This window comes from Curtobacterium sp. AB451, assembly GCF_050585845.1.
GTDB lineage: Bacteria > Actinomycetota > Actinomycetes > Actinomycetales > Microbacteriaceae > Curtobacterium.
This window is the reverse complement of the sequence record NZ_JBOBQG010000004.1, coordinates 26800-44985: the sequence shown is the minus strand read 5'-3', so window position 1 is coordinate 44985 and position 18186 is coordinate 26800. Positions and strand designations below refer to the sequence as shown.

Annotated in this window: 19 protein-coding genes; 8 read left to right on the top strand and 11 right to left on the bottom strand. The window is 72.2% G+C overall.

From position 1 onward, the window contains the following. Positions 1-331 precede the first annotated feature (331 nt). From ACQXVK_RS10125 to ACQXVK_RS10105, 5 genes are read right to left on the bottom strand one after another with little or no spacing between them, the layout of a single operon-like run. Positions 332-1105 (bottom strand): SCO1664 family protein, encoded by a 774-nt coding sequence (locus tag ACQXVK_RS10125; RefSeq protein ID WP_430853474.1) that lies wholly within the window; start codon positions 1103-1105, stop codon positions 332-334. Then, positions 1102-1629 (bottom strand): DUF3090 domain-containing protein, encoded by a 528-nt coding sequence (locus ACQXVK_RS10120; protein ID WP_022907702.1) that lies wholly within the window; start codon positions 1627-1629, stop codon positions 1102-1104. The genes ACQXVK_RS10125 and ACQXVK_RS10120 overlap by 4 nt, the downstream gene beginning before the upstream one ends. A gap of 34 nt (positions 1630-1663) precedes the next feature. Next, positions 1664-2386, bottom strand: a complete 723-nt coding sequence (locus ACQXVK_RS10115; protein ID WP_022907701.1) for a histidine phosphatase family protein — start codon at positions 2384-2386, stop codon at positions 1664-1666. A gap of 10 nt (positions 2387-2396) precedes the next feature. After that, a complete protein-coding gene (locus ACQXVK_RS10110; protein ID WP_430853473.1) occupies positions 2397-3122 on the bottom strand; it encodes an ABC transporter ATP-binding protein in 726 nt (241 codons plus the stop codon). Next, complete coding sequence (locus ACQXVK_RS10105; protein ID WP_430853472.1) at positions 3119-4207, bottom strand: FtsX-like permease family protein; 1089 nt, start codon at positions 4205-4207, stop codon at positions 3119-3121. Before ACQXVK_RS10105 ends, ACQXVK_RS10110 begins: the two co-directional genes overlap by 4 nt. Positions 4208-4356: 149 nt before the next feature. Between ACQXVK_RS10105 and ACQXVK_RS10100 the strand changes: the two genes are divergently transcribed. From ACQXVK_RS10100 to ACQXVK_RS10085, 4 genes are all read left to right on the top strand, one after another. Then, on the top strand, positions 4357-5526 hold the full coding sequence (locus tag ACQXVK_RS10100; protein ID WP_430853471.1) for a sensor histidine kinase: 1170 nt from the start codon (positions 4357-4359) through the stop codon (positions 5524-5526). Continuing rightward, positions 5523-6143 carry a response regulator gene (locus tag ACQXVK_RS10095; protein WP_416393050.1) on the top strand — a complete coding sequence of 207 codons (621 nt, stop codon included), beginning with the start codon at positions 5523-5525 and terminating at the stop codon, positions 6141-6143. The genes ACQXVK_RS10100 and ACQXVK_RS10095 overlap by 4 nt, the downstream gene beginning before the upstream one ends. Positions 6144-6206: 63 nt before the next feature. Further along, positions 6207-7415: an MFS transporter gene (locus tag ACQXVK_RS10090; RefSeq protein WP_430853470.1), complete on the top strand. Its 1209-nt coding sequence runs from the start codon at positions 6207-6209 to the stop codon at positions 7413-7415. Positions 7416-7495: 80 nt separating this feature from the next. Further along, positions 7496-7924 carry a BLUF domain-containing protein gene (locus ACQXVK_RS10085; RefSeq protein WP_022907696.1) on the top strand — a complete coding sequence of 143 codons (429 nt, stop codon included), beginning with the start codon at positions 7496-7498 and terminating at the stop codon, positions 7922-7924. 18 nt (positions 7925-7942) lie between these two features. Here ACQXVK_RS10085 and ACQXVK_RS10080 read toward each other — a convergent pair whose 3' ends face one another. Both ACQXVK_RS10080 and ACQXVK_RS10075 read right to left on the bottom strand, forming a co-directional pair. Then, positions 7943-8554, bottom strand: a complete 612-nt coding sequence (locus ACQXVK_RS10080) for a ScbR family autoregulator-binding transcription factor (RefSeq protein WP_430853469.1) — start codon at positions 8552-8554, stop codon at positions 7943-7945. Positions 8555-8642: 88 nt separating this feature from the next. Beyond that, positions 8643-10193 (bottom strand): alpha-L-fucosidase, encoded by a 1551-nt coding sequence (locus tag ACQXVK_RS10075; RefSeq protein WP_430853468.1) that lies wholly within the window; start codon positions 10191-10193, stop codon positions 8643-8645. A gap of 120 nt (positions 10194-10313) precedes the next feature. On the opposite strand from ACQXVK_RS10075, the gene ACQXVK_RS10070 reads away from it, so the two are divergent. From ACQXVK_RS10070 to ACQXVK_RS10060, 3 genes are read left to right on the top strand one after another with little or no spacing between them, the layout of a single operon-like run. After that, on the top strand, positions 10314-11306 hold the full coding sequence (locus ACQXVK_RS10070) for an aldo/keto reductase (RefSeq protein ID WP_430853467.1): 993 nt from the start codon (positions 10314-10316) through the stop codon (positions 11304-11306). Continuing rightward, positions 11303-12325, top strand: coding sequence for a LacI family DNA-binding transcriptional regulator (locus tag ACQXVK_RS10065; protein WP_430853466.1), 1023 nt, complete (start codon positions 11303-11305; stop codon positions 12323-12325). Before ACQXVK_RS10070 ends, ACQXVK_RS10065 begins: the two co-directional genes overlap by 4 nt. Then, the gene (locus ACQXVK_RS10060; protein ID WP_416393057.1) at positions 12325-12753 is read left to right on the top strand and encodes an RbsD/FucU domain-containing protein; all 429 of its coding nucleotides are present in this window, start codon (positions 12325-12327) and stop codon (positions 12751-12753) included. The genes ACQXVK_RS10065 and ACQXVK_RS10060 overlap by 1 nt, the downstream gene beginning before the upstream one ends. Before the next feature lie 24 nt (positions 12754-12777). On the opposite strand, the gene ACQXVK_RS10055 is transcribed toward ACQXVK_RS10060, so the two are convergent. The 4 genes from ACQXVK_RS10055 to ACQXVK_RS10040 all read right to left on the bottom strand — a co-directional run bounded on the left by ACQXVK_RS10055 (position 12778) and on the right by ACQXVK_RS10040 (position 16653). Next, complete coding sequence (locus tag ACQXVK_RS10055) at positions 12778-13248, bottom strand: BLUF domain-containing protein (RefSeq protein ID WP_430853465.1); 471 nt, start codon at positions 13246-13248, stop codon at positions 12778-12780. Positions 13249-13340: 92 nt separating this feature from the next. Then, entirely contained in the window at positions 13341-14714 is a 1374-nt protein-coding gene (locus ACQXVK_RS10050; protein ID WP_430853464.1) for an ABC transporter substrate-binding protein, read from the bottom strand. Positions 14715-14724: 10 nt separating this feature from the next. After that, positions 14725-15678: a carbohydrate ABC transporter permease gene (locus ACQXVK_RS10045; protein WP_402267504.1), complete on the bottom strand. Its 954-nt coding sequence runs from the start codon at positions 15676-15678 to the stop codon at positions 14725-14727. Positions 15679-15708: 30 nt separating this feature from the next. Continuing rightward, positions 15709-16653 (bottom strand): carbohydrate ABC transporter permease, encoded by a 945-nt coding sequence (locus ACQXVK_RS10040; protein ID WP_402268011.1) that lies wholly within the window; start codon positions 16651-16653, stop codon positions 15709-15711. A 227-nt stretch (positions 16654-16880) separates the two neighbouring features. On the opposite strand from ACQXVK_RS10040, the gene ACQXVK_RS10035 reads away from it, so the two are divergent. Further along, positions 16881-18152 (top strand): Gfo/Idh/MocA family protein, encoded by a 1272-nt coding sequence (locus ACQXVK_RS10035; RefSeq protein ID WP_430853770.1) that lies wholly within the window; start codon positions 16881-16883, stop codon positions 18150-18152. Positions 18153-18186: the final 34 nt, after the last annotated feature.

Sequence of the window (18186 nt, the reverse complement as noted above, 5' to 3'; positions counted from 1 at the left end):
GTCGTATGCTGACGTCACAGCTGCCCCGGACCTCGGCCGCCCATCACCGCTCCACCAGACCGACATCGTCGGCCGGGTGGTGTCGGCCGTCCGAGTGCACCTGATCCGTCCTCGGCCGGTCGACCCCCGTGGGGTCCCGGAACGCAACGGCGCGGTTCGGTCGACCTCGCGGGCATCCGCGTCCCGGCAGGCGGGACGCGGTGGGGTCGGTGGGCTCCGGACCCGACGGAGCCCGCCGACCCGATCCCTCCCGGTGCGCCCGGGACCGACGCGACCCGAGTCCGACGCAGCACAGGACGTGTCCGCTGGGACCGTCGTCGCCCGCTGCTCGCTAGAAGAGGGGCCAGGGCACGGCCGGCCCGTGTCCGGGCGGCGGCGGGAACACCCCGACGGCCCGGAGCGCGGCGCAGCGGGCCCGGAGCGTGTCGACCTCGGCGACGGTGAGGTGCTCGTGGAGCGCCGCACCGAGGTCGCCGTCGAGCGCCTCGGTCACCCGGTCGATGCCCTCGAGCTCGTCGGCGTCGAGCGGTTCGCCGATCCACCCCCAGAGCACCGAGCGCAGCTTGTGCTCGACGTGGAAGGTCAGGCCGTGGTCGACGCCGAAGCGGTGGCCGTCCGGCATCGCGAGGACGTGACCGCCCTTTCGGTCGGCGTTGTTCACGACGACGTCGAACACCGCCATCCGCCGGAGTGCCGTCGTGTCCTCGTGCACGAGGGTCACCGGGCGGTCCTGCTCGTCGATCGCCTCGAGCACCGGGAGCCACCGGGGTGTCGTGGCGTCAGCAGGGTCGGCGTCGGCGTCCTCGGTGGGGACGAGGTCGACGGCGTCCTGTTCGGGGTCGACCTCCTGCCAGCGCTGGAGCATGCCGCGACCGAACGGTCCGTCGCCCATCCACGTCGGGGGCACGACGTCCCACCCGAGCGTCTCGGACACCAGGTAGGCCGCGACCTCGCGGTCGGCGAGCGTGCCGTCCGGGAAGTCCCAGAGCGGTCGCTCCCCCTCGATCGGCTTGTAGACGACCGCCTCGCCGTCGAGGTCGGCGAGGAACGTGGCGTTCGAGGCTTCCCGGATGCGTGCCCGGATGGACACCGATCCGTGGCTCATGCGGCCCCTGGTGGGCGGCCGGCTGCCACGATCTCCCGGGTGCGCTCGACGAACGCGCGGGCGGTGCCGACAGGGATCTTCACCTGGAACAGCTCGGCAGGCTCGGGGATCTCGACGACGGCCTCGATCTCGTCGCCGTCCTCGCCCGTCTCGGCGACGATCTCGAGCTCGTCGTCGATCGGGTACGCCTCGATCACGACCTGGGCGGTCGCGGGGTCGAACCCGAGGCTCAGCGCACCGGCGCGGAACTCGGCCTCGACCGGCTGGTCGAGCGGTCCGCCGTCGCGGAGTTCGGCGGGAGCGGTGGGCGGGACGCTGAAGCGGTTGTCCTCGACCGTCGCGACCTCGTCCAGGAGCTCGTCGATCTTGTCCGCGAGGACGGCCGACTGCTCCTTCTCGAGCGCGACGCTCGTGACGCGGCGGCCGTCGCGCGCCTGGATGTAGAAGGACCGCTCGCCCGGGCGGCCGACGGTCCCGACGACGAGACGGTCCGGCCAGTCGAAGCCGTGCACGATGGTGGGCATACCCCGCATTGTAGGAGGGCCGGACGACACTCGTTCAGGCTCCGGCGGGAGCGGCTCCGGACGAGGCGTCGTCGTGACCGGCGCCGCCCCCGACCGCGGCGTCCCCGGTCGGCGCGGGCGCGGCGGCCAGCCAGGCGAGGTCGCCCGACTCGGTGTTCGACGCGACGACCTCGGGGCGGTGCTCGCCGTAGCGCACGATGGACACCGAGGCCGGTCCGACCGCGATCCGCTGGAAGAGGTCGAGGTGCATGCCGAGGGCATCGGCGAGCACCGACTTGATGACGTCGCCGTGGCTGACCGCGACCCAGACGGCGGACGGGCCGTGCGCGGCCTCGACCTCGGCGTCGATCCGACGGATCGCCGCGACCGCACGGGACTGCATGCCCTGCATGGACTCGCCGCCGGGGAACACGACGGCGCTCGGGTTCGCCTGCACCGTCCGCCAGAGGGGCTCCTGCGCGAGGTCCTGGAGCTTCCGGCCCTGCCAGTCGCCGTAGTCGCACTCCGTGATCGCCCGTTCGATGCGGGTCCCCGGCTCGCCCGTCTGCCGTCCGAGCACCGCCCGGGCGGTCTGCCGGCACCGTTCGAGCGGGCTGGACACCACCGCGGCGAGCGGCACGGCGGCGAGGCGCTCGGCCGTCCGCGCCGCCTGCTCGCGGCCGACCGCGTCGAGCGCGACCCCTGCCGTCCGTCCGGCGAGGACGCCGGTCGCGTTCGCGGTGGTGCGTCCGTGCCGGACGAGGAGGACGGTCGCCATGTGCCCGATCCTAGGCGGCGATCGACCGCTCGCTCGTCGTCCGGTCGGACAGCACCCGTCCGTCCACGACCGTGACGAGCGAGTCGAGCGCGTCCCGGTGCACCAGGTCGTGCGTCACGAGCATCGTCGCCGTGCCGCGCTCGTGGGTCAGCTGCGCGATGAGCGCCATGATCGCCGCGCCGCGCTCCTGGTCGAGGGCGCTCGTCGGTTCGTCGACGACGAGGACCGCGGGCTCGTGGACCAGGGCACGGGCGATGGCGATCCGCTGCCGCTGGCCCCCGGACAGCTGGGCCGGCCGCTTGTCGGCGTGCCCGGCCAGCCCGACGGCGTCGAGGAGGTCGTCCGCCCGGCGCCGGAGCTCCGCCGCCCGGCGTCCGACGCGCGGCCCGCCGAGGTGCGCCATCACGAGGAGCTGCTCGCGGGCGGTGAGCGCGGGCAGCAGGTTCGACTGCTGGAACACGATGCCGATCCGCTCGCGGCGGAGCGCGGTGGCCTCGTCGCGGGACATTGCGGCGGCGTCGACCCGAGCGCCCGCGGCGTCGGTGAGGTGCACGTGGCCGGAGTCCGGCCGGATGAGCGTCGCCGCGACCGCCAGGATCGAGGACTTGCCGGACCCGGACGGGCCGGTGATGCCGGTGACCTCGCCGGCGCGGGCGGTCAGGGACACGTGGTCGACCGCGGTGACGCGGCGGTCGCCGTCGGGGAAGGTGAGGGTGACGTCGTCGAGGGTGATCATCGGTTGCTCCCGAGTGCGGTGAGGGGGTCGGCTGCGGTGACGGTCCGGAGGGCGACGGCGGCCCCGGCGAGGCCGAGGAGTGCCATCGCGGTCGCCGGCACCACGGTGGTGAGCGGGCTGAGGAGGAACGGCAGCGCTCCCCCGGCGAGCGCCCCGAGTCCGACGACCGCCGCGGTCCCGACGCCGATGCCGACGACGAGCACGACGAGCGCCTGGCCCAGAGCGTCGCCCACGAGCGACCGGGTGCTCGCACCGAGCGCCTTCAGGACGGCGACGTCGCCCGCGCGCTGCATCGTCCACACCGTGAAGAAGGCGCCGACGACGAGGGCGGAGACGCCGAAGAGCATGGCGATCATCAGGGCGAGCGAACCGACCTCCGAGCGGAAGGTCTCGAGCGCCGTGAGCGATCCGAGGTGCGAGGCGGCCGACGTGTCCGTGCGGGCGGCGACGGCGTCCCAGTCCGGCGACCCGCTGACGGCGAGCACCGTCGGGTCCCCGTCGCCCCCGAGCCGACGGTCGGCGGCCGACCAGGCGTCCGGCGTCATCGCGAGCACCGGGGTGTGGCTGTACCAGGCGTCCCCACCGACCGAGGCGACCCGGTAGGTCGTGCCTGTGATCGTCACGTGGTCACCGACCGCGACGCCCAGGTCGGACGCGGCGCCGGTGGAGAGCCCGACCTCGTCGTCTTGCGCCGGTGCGAGCGCGGCGACCGTCCCGGCGTGGTCGCCGGCCGACGGCAGCCCGAGGAGCGCCACCCCGACCGCCGACCCGTCGTCGTGGGCCGACGTCGCCCGACCCTGCACGATGCCGACGGGGACCACCTCGTCGACGCCGGCCGCGTCCTGCCAGCCGACCCGCGCCTCCCGGCCGATGGTGGACTCGCCGAAGGACGGCTGCCCGTGAGCGGGCTGCTGCAGGACCAGTCGGTCGCCCGGCAGGGCGAGCACGGCGGAGACGTTCTGGGCGGCGAGTCCGCCCGTCAGCCCCGCGAGGAAGCCCACGAGGAGCGTGATGAGGGCGACGACGGAGCCGATGAGCACGAAGCGTCCGCGAGCGAACCAGAGATCGCGCCAGGCGACGAACACGGTGTTCCTTCCCGAGGTCGCGGACCGTCCGTGACCTCGCACCCAGCCTCGCCGCGGCCCTCGTCCCGGGCATCGCCGACGGGGTTGGTCCCCGGATCGAACTTTCGGTTGATCCGGTCCCGCTGCCGGCTCCGTACGCTGGGAGGGACATGGTCCACAGCACGCTCACCCCGGTCTTCGTCGGTCTCCGCACCGGCCTGCACGTGCTGTCCGCCGCGCTCCTCGCCCTCGTGGTGGTCCGGATCCTGGTGGGCGACGGACCCCGCCCGTGGGTGCCGCTCGGGCTGAGCGTCGTCTTCGCCGGCGTCTACCTGCTCGGTGCCGTCGCGGCCCGCACCGCGCCCCGTCGTCGGCGGGTCGCGGGCGCGCTCTGGCTCGTGGCGCTGAGCCTCGTGTGGATCGCCCTGCTGGTGGTCGTGCCCGAGGCCGCCTACCTCGTCTTCCCGCTGTTCTTCCTGTACCTGCACGTCCTGCCCCGGGTCGTCGGTCCGGTCGCGGTGGTGGTCGCCACCCTCGTCGCGGTCGTCGCACTCGGGCTGCACGGCGGCTTCACCGTCGGCGGGGTCGTCGGACCGCTCGTCGGCGCCGGGGTGGCGCTGCTCATCGGCCTCGGGTACCGCGCCCTCGCGCGCGAGGCCACGGAGCGCGAGGCGCTCGTCGCGGAACTCCTCGCCACCCGGGACCGGCTCGCCGCGACCGAGCGCGAGCAGGGCGTCCTCGCCGAGCGGGCGCGGCTCGCCCGCGAGATCCACGACACGGTCGCGCAGGGCCTGTCGAGCATCCAGATGCTGCTGCACGCCGCCGAGCGTGCGGACGGCGACCGGCCCGGGGTCGAGCACATCCGGCTCGCGCGTGCGACGGCGGCGGACGGCCTGGCCGACACCCGGCGCTTCATCCGCGAGCTGACGCCGCCGTCGCTCGACCGGGGGCTGCCCGCCGCGCTCGGCCGCCTCGCCGAGCAGCAGTGGTCCGGCGACGGTCTCACCGTGACCGTCGACGTCCCCGACGTCGCGCTGCCGATGGACGTCCAGACGGCGCTGCTGCGCATCGCCCAGGGCGCGGTCGCGAACGTGGTGCAGCACGCGCACGCCACGCACCTCACGGTGTCGCTTGCGGTCACGGGCCAGGAGGCGCGACTGACGGTCGCCGACGACGGCGTCGGGTTCGACCCGGTCACCGCCGCGGCAGGGGCCGGCTCGTCCGACTCGTTCGGGCTGCGCGCGACCCAGGACCGCGTGGACCAGTTCGGCGGCCGCCTGGAGATCGACTCGGCCCCCGGGCGGGGCACCACGCTCGTCGCCGTCCTGGAGGTGCCGTGATCCGGGTCCTGATCGCCGACGACCACCCGGTCGTGCGGGCCGGCCTCCGCGCGCTCCTGGACGGCGAGGACGGGATCGAGGTCGTCGGCGAGGCGGCGACACCGGGAGCGGCGGTCGACCTCGCCGCGACGCTGTCCCCCGAGCTCGTGCTGATGGACCTGCAGTTCGGCCAGGACACCTCCGGTGCCGACGCCACCCGGCGGATCCGCGCGCTCGACGCCGCGCCGTACGTCCTCGTGCTCACGAACTACGACTCCGACGGCGACATCCTCGGTGCGGTCGAGGCCGGCGCGAGCGGGTACCTGCTCAAGGACGCCCCGCCGCACGAGCTGATCGCGGCCGTGCGGGCGGCGGCGTCCGGGCAGAGTGCGCTCGCGCCGGCGATCGCCGGGCGCCTGATGGCCCGGATGCGGACCCCGCAGGTGTCGCTCTCGGCGCGGGAGATCGAGGTGCTCCGGCTCGTCGCCGACGGCGCGGCGAACGGCGAGGTCGCAGCACGCCTGCACATCAGCGAGGCCACGGTGAAGTCGCACCTCGTGCACGTCTTCTCCAAGCTCGGGGTCGCGTCGCGGACGGCGGCGGTGTCCGCGGCGCGCTCCCACGGCATGCTGCGCTGACGGCGTCCGCGGGTTCCGTGTCGTTCCCTTGACGTGGCCCTGGTGGCACGTTCTGATGGACCCATGATCGGGCGCCACCGCGCGGCACTCTTCGCCACGTCGACGATGACCGGGTTCGGGATCGCGTCGTGGATCACCCGCACACCCGCGATCCGTGACGAGCTCGGTGCCTCGATCGAGGCGATGGGCATCGTCATCCTCGGGCTCTCGATCGGCTCGATGATCGGCATCCTCGGCGCCGGCGTGCTCGTGCGGCGGCTCGGCACCCGGCCGCTCGTCGTGCTCGGCGGCGCCCTGCCCGTGACCGGCATGCTCCTCGTCGCCCTGTCCACCCCCGCGCAGCTCGCCGTCGGGGTCTGGGGCGGGCTCTTCCTGATCGGCTTCGGGTCCGGGGTCGCCGAGATCGGCCTCAACGTCGAAGCGGCGGCGGTCGAGCGGCGGATCGGCCGGCCGGTCGTCCCGGTCCTGCACGCCTGCTTCAGCCTCGGCACGGTTCTCGGTGGTGTCGCGGGCATCGCGGTGACCGCGGCCCGCACGCCCGTCCTCGTGCACCTGGTCGGCGCCACGATCGTGATGGCCGCCCTCGCCGCGTTCGCCGCCGTGGGCCTCCGTCCGGTCCCCCGCGACGCGCCGGAGCCGACGACCGCCGGTGCGCCGGTCCCGCGGCTCCGCGCGGTCCTGACCGTGCAGGTGCTGCTCATCGCCGTGATCACGCTCGCGATGGCCTTCGCCGAGGGTGCCGCGAGCGACTGGCTCCCGCTCCTCATGACCACCGACCACGGCGCCCCCGAGGCCGTCGGGTCCCTGGTCTTCACCGGGTTCGCCCTCGCGATGTTCGTCGGACGGTCGGCCGGCACGCCCCTCGTCGCCCGATTCGGGCGCGCGCCGGTCGTCCGGGTGTGCGCGGCCGTCGGGGTGGTCGGCGTGCTGCTCGTCGTGGTGTCGCCGAACCCGGTGCTCACCGCGGCCGCCGCCGGGGTGTGGGGCCTCGGGATCGCCCTCGGGTTCCCGCTCGCGATCTCGGCCGCCGGGGACCACCCGACCGACGGCGACCGGCGCGTGTCCGTCGTCGCGACCGCCGGCTACGTCGCCTTCCTCGCCGGTCCCCCGGCACTCGGGTTCCTCGGCGAGCACCTCGGCCTGCAGGCGGCGATGCTCGTCCCCGCGGGGCTCCTGGTCGTGGCGCTGCTCGCCGCGCCGGCCACCCGTGCCCGCGTCGTCCCCGAGGTGCGCCGGGCACCGGTGCCCGCTCCGACGCCGTCCGCCGACTGAGCGGCACGGGGACCGCACCGGCGGACTACGCGTTGCGGACACCATTTCGTGTCCCGCGTGCCCCACGCCAGGATGGGAGCGTGCTCGTCTCCATCGTCTACATGAGCCGGGCGGCCACCACCTTCGACGACGCCGCCCTGGCCGAGCTCCTGCGTGCATCACGGCTCCGCAACGAGGCGCTCGGTGTCTCCGGTCTGCTGCTCGCGAAGAACGGCCGCTTCATGCAGCTGCTCGAGGGTCCGGCGTGGAGCGTCGACGACCGCTTCGCCGCGATCGCCCGCGACCCGCGCCACGCCGAGCTGAAGTCGCTCGTCCGCGAGGACATCGACCGGCGCCGGTTCGACGGGTGGTCGATGGCGTACCGGGCGCTGGACGACGCCGACGTCGCGTCGGAGGAGGGCTTCAGCCCGTTCCTCACCGAGGGCATCGACTTCCCGCCGTCGTTCGACCGCACGAGCGCCGCGTGGCTGCTGAAGTGGTTCCGCGACCGCGAGCTCCACGACCGCTGACCCGCACCCCGGACGGCGTCAGTCCGCCGTGCCGAACGCGTCCTCGACGACCCCCAGCGGACGGGGTCGGTGCCGTGGGTCCGCGACCGCGGTGAGGACGACCCGCCACATCGTCGCGACCGCGGGGAACAGGTCCTGCCGTCCGGTGCGCACCGCGGACACGAGCTGCACGCCGGTGAACATCGGGACCACGGTCGCACCGAGCTGCTCGGGGGTGAGGTCCGTCCGGAGCTCACCGCTCGCGACGGCGAGTCGGAACAGGTCGCTGATGCCGCCGATCCACCGGTCGTAGAACGCCGCGGTCGCGGCAGCGAACTCGCCGCGTTCGAGCGACAGCCGGATGCCCGCACTCACGACGGGGTCGGTCAGCAGCATACCGGCGATGCCGCGGGAAGCGGCGACGAGCGCCTGGGTCGGTGACGTGTCGTGCAGGCTGACGACGTCGAAGGTCCGCACGTTCTGCTCGTCGATCACCCCGAGGGCGAGTGCGAGCTTCGTCGGGAAGTGGAAGTACAGGGCGCCCTGCGAGACCCCCGCGCCGCGGGCGACCGCGGCGACCGTCGTGGCGGCGTAGCCGACGCGCTCGAACTCACGAGCGGCGGCCTCCAGGATCTGTGTGCGTCGTTCCACGGGTCCAGTGTCGCGGACGCCGGGCGCGGTGCGGCCCCGCACCGCGCCCGGAGTCCGCGTCCGCGTTCGCGTTCGCGTTCGCGTTCGCTCAACCGTGCAGCGAGTCGTGCCGCTCCTGCCGCTCCGCAGGGCGCAGCCAGACCTTGACGACCGGGCCGGAGTCACCGGACGTCTCCCCACGGACGACGACCTCGAGTGCCGTGGCGGTCTGCGTCCACTCCGCCTCGCCGTCGACGCCCAGCACCTCGACGCTGCGGACGGCCCGCCCGAGCAGGTTCGCCCCGCTGCCGAACGCGCGGACGCGGGCGACACCGTCCTCGGGGTCGGCGAGCAGGACGGCGTAGACGTACTCGCCGGTGACGTCGCGGCGGGTGGTGAAGCGGACGTCCTCGGCCGTGTACGCCGGGGCCTCGCCGTCGACGAACGACCCCGCCCTGACCTGGGTCGGCCCCTCGCCGAAGACCCGCCAGGGACGTGTGCCGTAGATCGCCTCGCCGTTGACGACCAGCCACCGTCCGACGGCCTCGAGCAGCCGCTGCTCGGGTTCGGCGATCGTGCCGTCCGGCTTCGGACCGACGTTGAGCAGGAGCACGCCGTTCTTCGCGACGACGTCCACGAGCTCGGCGACGAGGTCGCGGGTCGTCTTGTAGTCGTGCCCCTCGATCCAGCACCAGGCCGACTTCGACACCGACGTGTCGTTCTGCCAGACCACGGGCGGGATCTCCCCCATCGCACCGCGTTCGATGTCGTAGACCGCGGAACCGTCGGCGAACGCCTCCCACTTGTAGTTGATGACGACCTCGCGCCCCCACTCGGCGGCGCGGTTGTAGTAGTACGCGGCGAGGGTGCGCAGCCACGGCTCGAACGCGGGCTGCTCGATCCACCAGTCGAACCACAGCACCTGGGGCCGGTACTTGTCGATGACCTCGACCGTCCGGAGGAGCCAGTCCTCGAGGTGCCGCTCGTTCGGCGCGGTCTCCTCGCGCTGGGCGGGGCCGTAGAAGTCGATGAAGCGGGGGTCGAGGACGTCGGAGTCGAACCGGGCGCCGCCGTTCATGAAGAACCAGTGCTCGGCCCGGTGCGAGGACGCCCCACGGACCATGAACGCGTCGTCGACGGCCGTCATCAGGTCCCCGAACACGTCGCGCTGCGGGCCCATCCGTGCCGCGCTCCACCGGGAGCGGTCGGTGTCGTACATCGCGAAGCCGTCGTGGTGCTCGGCAACGGGGACCACGAACTGCGCGCCTGCCCGACGGAACAGGTTCGCCCAGGCACCCGGGTCGAAGTGCTCCATCGTGAAGGACGGGATGAAGTCCTTGTAGCCGAACTCGGACTGCGGCCCGTAGGTGGCGACGTGGTGCTCGAACTCGGGCGTGCCCTCGCGGTACATGTCCCGCGAGTACCACTCGTTCCGGAACGCGGGCACCGAGTAGACGCCCCAGTGCAGGAAGACGCCGAACTTGGCGTCCTCGTACCAGCGCGGCGGCGTGTACCGGCGGAGCGACTCCCAGGTGGCGTCGTACGGACCGGTGGCGACGACCGCGGCGACGGCGGCGAGCGCCGCGGTGTTGTCGCTGACGTCGACCGGCTCCGGCAGCGCTGTCGGGTCGAGCCGTGGCAGGTCGTGTGGTTCGGGCATGACTCCTCCTCGAGTCGAGCGAAACGTTTCGTCCTGGGGACGGTTCTACGGTAGCGTGCATCCGAGCCCGATGGGTGAAACGTTCAGTGATGCGCGACGTCGCGCAGGAGGAGGAACACCGTGGACGTCCTGACGAGCCGACCCCTGCGGACCGGCGCGCACATCCCCTCGATCGGGCTCGGCACCTTCGGCTCGGACCGGTACACCCCGGACCAGGTGGCCGCGGCCGTGCGCGGTGGCCTCGACGCCGGCTACCGGCTGGTCGACTGCGCCTCGGTCTACGGCAACGAACCCGAGGTCGGGGCGGCCATCGCGGCGAGCGGGGTCCCGCGTGGGGACCTCTTCGTGATGTCGAAGGTTTGGAACGACGCACACGACCCGGCGGACGCGGTCACCTCCGTCGAACGGTCGCTCCGGGACCTCCGGCTCGACCACCTCGACGCGGTCTTCGTGCACTGGCCGTTCCCGAACCACCACGCGCCGCACGCCTCGGTCGAGGACCGCGACGGATCCGCCCGCCCCTACGACCACGCCGCCTACCTCGCACTGTGGCGCGCGCTCGAAGGCCTCGTCGACGCCGGCCTCGTCCGGCACCTCGGCACGTCGAACACGACGATCCCGAAGCTGCGCCTGCTGCTGGACGACGCGCGGGTCCTCCCCGCACTCAACGAGATGGAACTCCACCCCACGTTCCAGCAGCCCGAGCTGTTCGACTTCTGCCGCGCGAACGGCATCCAGCCCGTCGGGTACTCGCCGCTCGGGTCACCGTCCCGCCCGGAGCGCGACCGCGAGGACGACGACCCGGTGGACGTCGACCACCCGGTCGTCCGACGCATCGCCGAAGCACACGGCGTCCACCCGGCGATCGTCTGCCTGAAGTGGGCCGTCGCGCGCGGGCAGGTCCCGATCCCCTTCGCGGTGAAGCCGGAGCAGTACCGCGCGAACCTCGCCGGGGCGTCGGCGGACCCGCTGACCGCCGACGAGCTCGCCGCCATGGCGGACGTCGACCGCGGCGCACGGCTCATCAAGGGGCAGGTGTTCCTCTGGTCGGGCGCCGACAGCTGGCACGACCTGTGGGACGAGGACGGCACGGTCACCGGGAGGGCCGGGTGACGGCGACCTACAAGGACCTGCAGCGGGCGACCGGCCTCTCGCTCGCGACGATCTCGAAGTTCTACAACGGCGGCACCGTCCGCGACGAGAACGCACACGCCATCGAAGCGGCCGCGGCGACGCTCGGGTTCCGTCCGAACGGGTTCGCGCGGAGCCTGCGGTCGCGGCGGTCCGGCACCATCGGGGTCCTGCTGCCGGCGCTCGACAACGACTTCCACCTCACCGTGATCGCCGGCGTCGAGAGCGCCCTGCGCGACCACGGGATGAGCGTCATCGTCTCGTCGAGCCCGGACGCACGAGCCGGCGCCGTCGACCTGCTCCTGCGCCGGATGGTCGACGGGATCATCGCGGTGCCGTCCGACCACGACGTCGCGGCACTGTCCCGTGCTGCCGAGCGCGTCCCCGTCGTGCAGATCGACTGGCGCGCGGACGCCCTCGGCACCGACGGCGTCTTCCTCGACAACCACGGAGCCGGCGCGCTCGCCGCCCGGCACCTGCTCGACCACGGCCACCGCCGCGTCGGCGTCGTCGCGGGCGACCCGACGATCTCGACCATGCGCGAACGGACCGCGGGCTTCCGGTCGGTCATCGAGCGGGACGGCGGCGTGCTCGCCCCGGACGCCGTGGTCGAGGGGCCCCTCACGGTGCGCCACGGCCAGGCGGCGATGCAGCGGCTCCTCGTGCTGCCCGATCGTCCGACGGCGGTCTTCTGCGCGAACTACGAGCTCACCCTCGGCGCCGTCATCGCGCTGAACGAGTCCGGTCTCACCCTCGGCCGGGAGCTCTCGGTCCTCGGGTTCGACGGCCTCGAGCTCGCCCAGGTCACCGTCCCGAAGCTCACCGTGATCGTGCAGCCCACGCACGAGCTGGCGGTCCGGGCGGCGGACCTGATCCGCTCGCGGCTGACCGCACCGGACGACGACCAGGCGCCCGTCGACGTCGTCGTCCGCCCCCGTCTGGTCGCCGGTGGATCCGTCGCCCGACTCCCCACCGGACCCGTCACCGCCACGGAGGCATGATGCTGCGCTACACCCTCACCCACCAACCGACGCTCAGCGCGCTCGCGTCGCTCGGGCACGGCTCGAAGGTCCTGATCGCCGACGGCAACTACCCGTTCGCGACCGCGATGCGCCCCGGCGCCGCGCTCGTGCACCTCAACTTCCGACCGGGACTGCTCGACGTCGACGAGGTCCTCACCACGCTCCTCGACGCGGTGCCGGTCGAGGCGGCGACGGTGATGGAGCCGCCGGTCGACACCGTCGTCCAGGCGCACGAGGGCTACCGGCGGATCCTCGGTGCCGACGTGCCGCTCGGCACCCTCGACCGGTTCGGGTTCTACGAGGCGGTGCGCGCCCCCGAGACCGGGTTGGTCATCGCGACGGGTGACCAGCGCTCACACGCGAACCTGCTCCTCGAGATCGGGTTCCACCAGGCGCCGGAGCGCTAGCCGCCCGCGGAGCCGGCCACCCCGTCAGGCGGCGTGCCTGGCCAGGGTGATCCGCGCCTCCTGGACGTCCCGGAGCTCGCGTCCGCGGAACCAGCGGAGCAACCAGTCGGCCGGCGAGCCCGCCACCCCGGCCGGCAGGCCGGTGCGCTCGGACAGGAAGGTGCTGAACCCGGGTTCGGCGCGGACCTCGGGGTCGGAGGGGTTGCCGAACGCCATCGCCCAGCCGTCGAACCGGCGGGCGGCGATGCGCTCGCGGGACAGCGACCTGACGTCGCGGTGGCGGGGATCACGCTCGATCGCGGCGAAGCGGTCCTCGACGCTCCACGCCGGCCCCTCGAGGACCTGCATGAACCGGCCGCCCTTCGCGAGCAGCAGACCGGAGACGCCGAGCGCCTCGTTGCGGAGCCGCGCTTCGCGCAGCATGGCGACGAGCTGGTCGTCGGTGAGGTCGTCGACGCCGACGGACATGTACACGAGCGATTCGAGCGAGGTCATCGGCGTCAGTCTCGTTCCACAGTGGAACCGCCGTCAACGCGGTCGTCCACGGACCGCACCGGACCCGTGGACGACCGCGCCCGCGGGACGGCTCAGGTGAGGCCCAGCAGCGTGTTGACCTGCTCGTTGACCCCGGTGAGCGACGAGATCGGCGCCCCGTTGGCGTAGATGGAGTCGAACGCCGGCTGGACGAGCGCCTGCACGTCGGCGGGGTTCCGCGTGACCGGGAACAGGAACGTCGTTCCATCGTCGACCTGCTCGGTGAACGCCGTGACGTCCAACCCGCGCTTCGCGTAGGCGGCGACCGCCGCGTCGGTCCCGGACCGCCGGGCGGGAAACACGATCCCGGCCCGGCCGACGATCTCCTGCGCGGTCGCGCCGCCGAGGAACGCGACCCACTTCGCCGCGGCCTCCGGGTGCTTCGCCTGCTTCGTGATCGAGTCGCCCAGGCCGTTGAACATCGAGGCGCGGTGCCCGACGGGTCCGGCCGGGGTCGGCGCGATGGCGACGTCGATGCCGGGCAGGTTCGCGTACGTGCCGATCATCCACGACCCGTTGAACGACAGCGCCACCTTCTTGGAGCCGAGCTGCACGTCCGGTCCGGTGGTCGTCGAGAAGACGCCGTACTTCGGCATGTAGCCCTTCTCGGCGAGCCCGAAGTACCACGAGATCGTCTTCTGGAACGCAGCGTCGTCGTAGCGGAACCGGTTCCCCCACGGGTTCCGGTTCGTGTAGAACCAGTCGATCGACCCGGTGAAGGGCGACCACTGCGTCTGCCCGAAGCCGTCGCCGCCACTGCCGTTCGCGCTCATCCCGTAGACGGCGACGTCGTCCTTGTCGAAACCGCGCTCGTCCCCGCGACGGCCCTTGCCGTCGATCGTGAGGTGCGCGACCGCCCGCTCGAAGGTACCGCCGTCGTCCGGGTTCCACGACAGTCCGGCGAGGTCGTCGGCGCTGTACCCGGCCTTCGCGACGACCTTCGGGTCGTAGAACATCGCGATCGTGTCCCAGTCCTTCGGCGACCCGTAGCGGTGTCCGTCCCGGCCCTTCCAGAGCTGGGCGAGGCCGGACTGGTAGTCGTCGTCGCGGATGGAACTCGTCGCCTCGAGCTCGTCAAGCCGGTAGAGCACGTCGAGGTCGGCGAACTGGGGGAACTTCGACAGGTGGTCGGTGAACACGTCCGGCGCCGTGCCGGCGATGAACCCGGCGGTGAGCTTCGTCCAGTAGTCGGCCCAGCCGAGCTGGGTGATCTTGATCCGGATGCCCGGGTTCTCCCGCTCGAAGGCCTTCGCGACGGCCTGGTAGGCGGGCAGCTGGTTCGCGTCCCAGAGCCAGTACGACACGGTGCCGGTCGCGCCGCTCCGCGGGTTGGGCGTGCTCGGACTCGAGCAGGCCGCCAGCGCTCCGAGGGCCAGGGCCGAGGCGCCGCCGGCGAAGAGGGACCGGCGGGTGATGGAGTTCGTCATGAGCTGGTCCCTACTTGATGCCGGAGAAGCCGATGGAGTTGACGATGCGCTTGGCGAAGAGGCCGAACAGCAGCATCATCGGGAGCGCCGCCACGAGGGTCGCCGCCATGAGACCGGCCCAGTCGGTGCCGGACTGCGGGGACTGCGACTTGAAGACGCCGAGCGCGACGGTGAGCACGCGGGAGCTGTCCGTGTACGAGACCATCAGCGGCCAGAAGTAGTCGTTCCAGGCGGTGATGTACGTCAGCACGGCGAGCGTCGCGATCGGGGCGGACGCCATCGGCAGGATCAGGCGGAAGAACACCCGGACCTTGCCGGCGCCGTCGATGAGCGCGGCCTCCTCGACCTCGCGCGAGATGCCGAGGAAGAACTGGCGGAGGAAGAACACCGCGAACGGGGTCATCAGCATCGACGGCAGCGAGATCCCGAGCAGGGTGTCGACGAGCCCGAGCGACTTGATGAGGGTGAAGTTCGGCAGGAGCGTGAAGATCGTCGGGACCATGAGGCCGGCGAGGAACACCCCGAAGACCCGGTCGCGTCCGGGCCACCGCAGGCGTGCGAAGGCGTACGCGGCGCCGGCGGAGAAGAACACCTGGCCGACCGTGATCATCGTCGCCGTGACCACCGAGTTGAGGAGGTAGCGCCAGAAGTCGATCGCGGCGCCCGAGCCTCCCTGGGCCAGGGCCTCCTTGGTGGACTGCAGACCGAACACGCGCTCGAACCCGCCGAGGCTGAAGCCGGTCGGCAGCAACGAGGTCGGGTCGGCCGAGATCGCGCCGTTCGAGGACAGCGCGGTGCGGAGGATCCAGTAGAAGGGGAACAGGGTCACGACGATGACGGCGATCATCGCGATCCAGGCGATCACGCGGCCGACCGAGGGCTTCCGGCGCGGCGGGCGGGTGCCGCGGGTGGTGATCGCGCGGGTGGTCTGGGGCTCGACCACCGGGGGCAGGGTGCTGGTCATCTTCGACTCGCTTCCGTGTGCGCTTGGCCGTCAGTCCAGGTCGCTCTCGCCGGAGCGCGAGAGTCGGTACTGGATGACCGTGATGATGCTGAGGACGATGAGGAGGGCCACCGAGACGGCGGACGCGTAGCCGAACTGGAACCGGCCGAACGCCAGGTTGTAGATGTAGTTCTGCACGACGTTCGTGGCGTTCGCCGGGCCGCCCTGCGTCGCGATGGCGACGGTGTCGAACACCTGGAACGAGCCGATGATCGTGATGATGAGCACGAGCGACAGGATCGGGCGGAGGAGCGGCACGGTGATGCGCCAGAACATCTTCCACTCGCTCGCACCGTCGATGCGGCCGGCCTCGTAGACCTGCTCGGGCAGCGCCTGGAGCCCCGCGAAGATGAGCAGGGCCGTGTAGCCCACGTTCCGCCAGACGTTGATGAACGCGATCGTGGGGATGCCCCAGAAGTCGCTCTGCAGGAACGGGATGCGGCCGACGCCGATCGCGGACAGGATCTCGTTGCCGATGCCGAGCTGCGTGTCGAGGATCCAGAGCCAGATGAGGGCGGCGACGACGTTCGACACCAGGTACGGCGCGAGGACGATCCCGCGGACGAAGGTGGACTTGGTGAGCCGGTGCATCATCACGGCGATGAACAGCGCGAGGATCGTCTGGAAGCCGATGTTGAGCAGGACGTACTCGACCGTCACGGCCATCGAGTGCCAGAAGATCGAGTCCTGCACGAGGCGGACGTAGTTCTGCAGGCCGGTGAACACCGGCGGCGTCAGCAGGTTGTAGGTCGTGAAGCTCAGGTAGATGCCGCGGACCGTGGGCCACAGCAGGAACACCGCGAAGCCGACGCTGGCCGGGGCGATGAAGACCAGCGCCAACCAGAGGTCGTTCCTCGGTCGGCGGCGCGGGGAGGTGGTGCCGGCACGAGCGAGGTCGGCGGACCGACTCCTGCGTCTCGTGCTGGCCGTCGTCAAGGGTGACGACACGGGGCTCTCGGTGGCCATCGCGACTCCTTCGTCTGCGGTGGACTGGCGTGCGGCAGTCCGTGAGCCGGGAATCTACACGTGGGGACTGCTGCTGGCAAGAGGTTCCGATGCAGGAACATTCGGGGGTTGTCACGTGTAGACCTTCCGTGTCAGGATGACGACCGTTCGCATCGGAGCGACCTGCCCGGCGACGCATCCAACACCTGGAAAGGTCACTGATGATCTCTGTCGGAATGGTCGGCGCCGGCCAGTTCGCCCCCCAGTTCGCCAAGCTGTTCAAGCTGCACCCGGACGTCGACCGCGTCTACGTCACCGACCTCGTCGACGACCGCGCGTCGGACCTCGTCGAGTCGCAGCACCTCGACGGCACCTTCCCGGACTTCGACGCGGTGCTCGCCTCGGACGTCGATGCCGTCGCGATCTTCACGCAGCGCTGGACCCACGGCCCGCTCGTCTTGCAGGCACTCCGCGCCGGCAAGCACGTCTACTCGGCCGTGCCGATGGCGATCTCCGTCGAGGAGATCCAGGCCATCATCGAGGCCGTCCGCGAGACCGGGCTCACCTACATGATGGGTGAGACGAGCTACTACAACCCGGCGACGGTGTTCGCCCGGTCGAAGGTCGCCGAGGGTGCCTTCGGACGCGTCTTCTACGCCGAGGGCGACTACGTCCACGACATGGACCTCGGCTTCTACGCCGCCTACCAGTTCAGCGGTGGCGACGACTGGAAGCGCACCGCCAGCTACCCGCCCATGCTCTACCCGACGCACTCGGTCGGCGGGGTCCTCGGGGCGATCCCGGGGCACGCGGTCAGCGTCAGCTGCATCGGCGTCCGCGACGACCGCGGCGACGGCGTCTTCGACAAGGACGTCAGCCAGTTCGACAACGACTTCTCGAACGCCACCGCCCTGTTCGAGCTCGACAACGGCGGGGTCATGCGGATCAACGAGATGCGCCGTGTCGGGTACCCGTCGCACATCCGCGAGTCGCGGTTCCGCTACTTCGGCACCGAGGCCAGCTTCGAGCAGCTCGCCAAGGTCAGCGTGTGGCAGGACAAGGAGGACTCGCACGACATCAGCGACCAGATCGACACCCAGGCGACGATGGAGCTGGACGACCCGCGCCTCGCCGGGGTCGACCCCTCGCTGCGCGACGCGTTCGTCTCCGGCTACGCGGCCGTGCACGACACCGACCGTCTGCCGGCCGAGTACGCCGGGGTGCCGACCGGACACGAGGGCAGCCACCAGTTCCTCGCCGACGACTTCGTCCGCGCCGTCGTCGACCGGACCCTGCCCCCGGTGAACGCCTGGACCGCCGCCCGGTTCACCCTGCCCGGGATCGTCGCCCACCAGTCCGCACTGCAGGGCGGGGTCCGCCTCGAGGTCCCGGACTTCGGCGACGCCCCGACCCCGGCCGACGCGACGACGTCCGGCGCGGCGGCGTCCGGCGGCGCGACCGGTGCCGGGGGTCCGACCGCTGCCGTCTAGGATTCCAGCAACAACCGTCGTTCGGGTGCCGGTC

Excerpts from the sequence above, each read along its gene's own strand:
- ACQXVK_RS10110 (WP_430853473.1), bottom strand. The coding sequence starts at position 3,122 with ATGATCACCCTCGACGACGTCACCCTCACCTTCCCCGACGGCGACCGC.
- ACQXVK_RS10115 (WP_022907701.1), bottom strand. The coding sequence starts at position 2,386 with ATGGCGACCGTCCTCCTCGTCCGGCACGGACGCACCACCGCGAACGCG.
- ACQXVK_RS10050 (WP_430853464.1), bottom strand. The coding sequence starts at position 14,714 with ATGACGAACTCCATCACCCGCCGGTCCCTCTTCGCCGGCGGCGCCTCG.
- ACQXVK_RS10125 (WP_430853474.1), bottom strand. The coding sequence starts at position 1,105 with ATGAGCCACGGATCGGTGTCCATCCGGGCACGCATCCGGGAAGCCTCG.
- ACQXVK_RS10090 (WP_430853470.1), top strand. The coding sequence starts at position 6,207 with ATGATCGGGCGCCACCGCGCGGCACTCTTCGCCACGTCGACGATGACC.
- ACQXVK_RS10055 (WP_430853465.1), bottom strand. The coding sequence starts at position 13,248 with ATGACCTCGCTCGAATCGCTCGTGTACATGTCCGTCGGCGTCGACGAC.
- ACQXVK_RS10075 (WP_430853468.1), bottom strand. The coding sequence starts at position 10,193 with ATGCCCGAACCACACGACCTGCCACGGCTCGACCCGACAGCGCTGCCG.
- ACQXVK_RS10060 (WP_416393057.1), top strand. The coding sequence starts at position 12,325 with ATGCTGCGCTACACCCTCACCCACCAACCGACGCTCAGCGCGCTCGCG.
- ACQXVK_RS10120 (WP_022907702.1), bottom strand. The coding sequence starts at position 1,629 with ATGCCCACCATCGTGCACGGCTTCGACTGGCCGGACCGTCTCGTCGTC.
- ACQXVK_RS10100 (WP_430853471.1), top strand. The coding sequence starts at position 4,357 with ATGGTCCACAGCACGCTCACCCCGGTCTTCGTCGGTCTCCGCACCGGC.
- ACQXVK_RS10045 (WP_402267504.1), bottom strand. The coding sequence starts at position 15,678 with ATGACCAGCACCCTGCCCCCGGTGGTCGAGCCCCAGACCACCCGCGCG.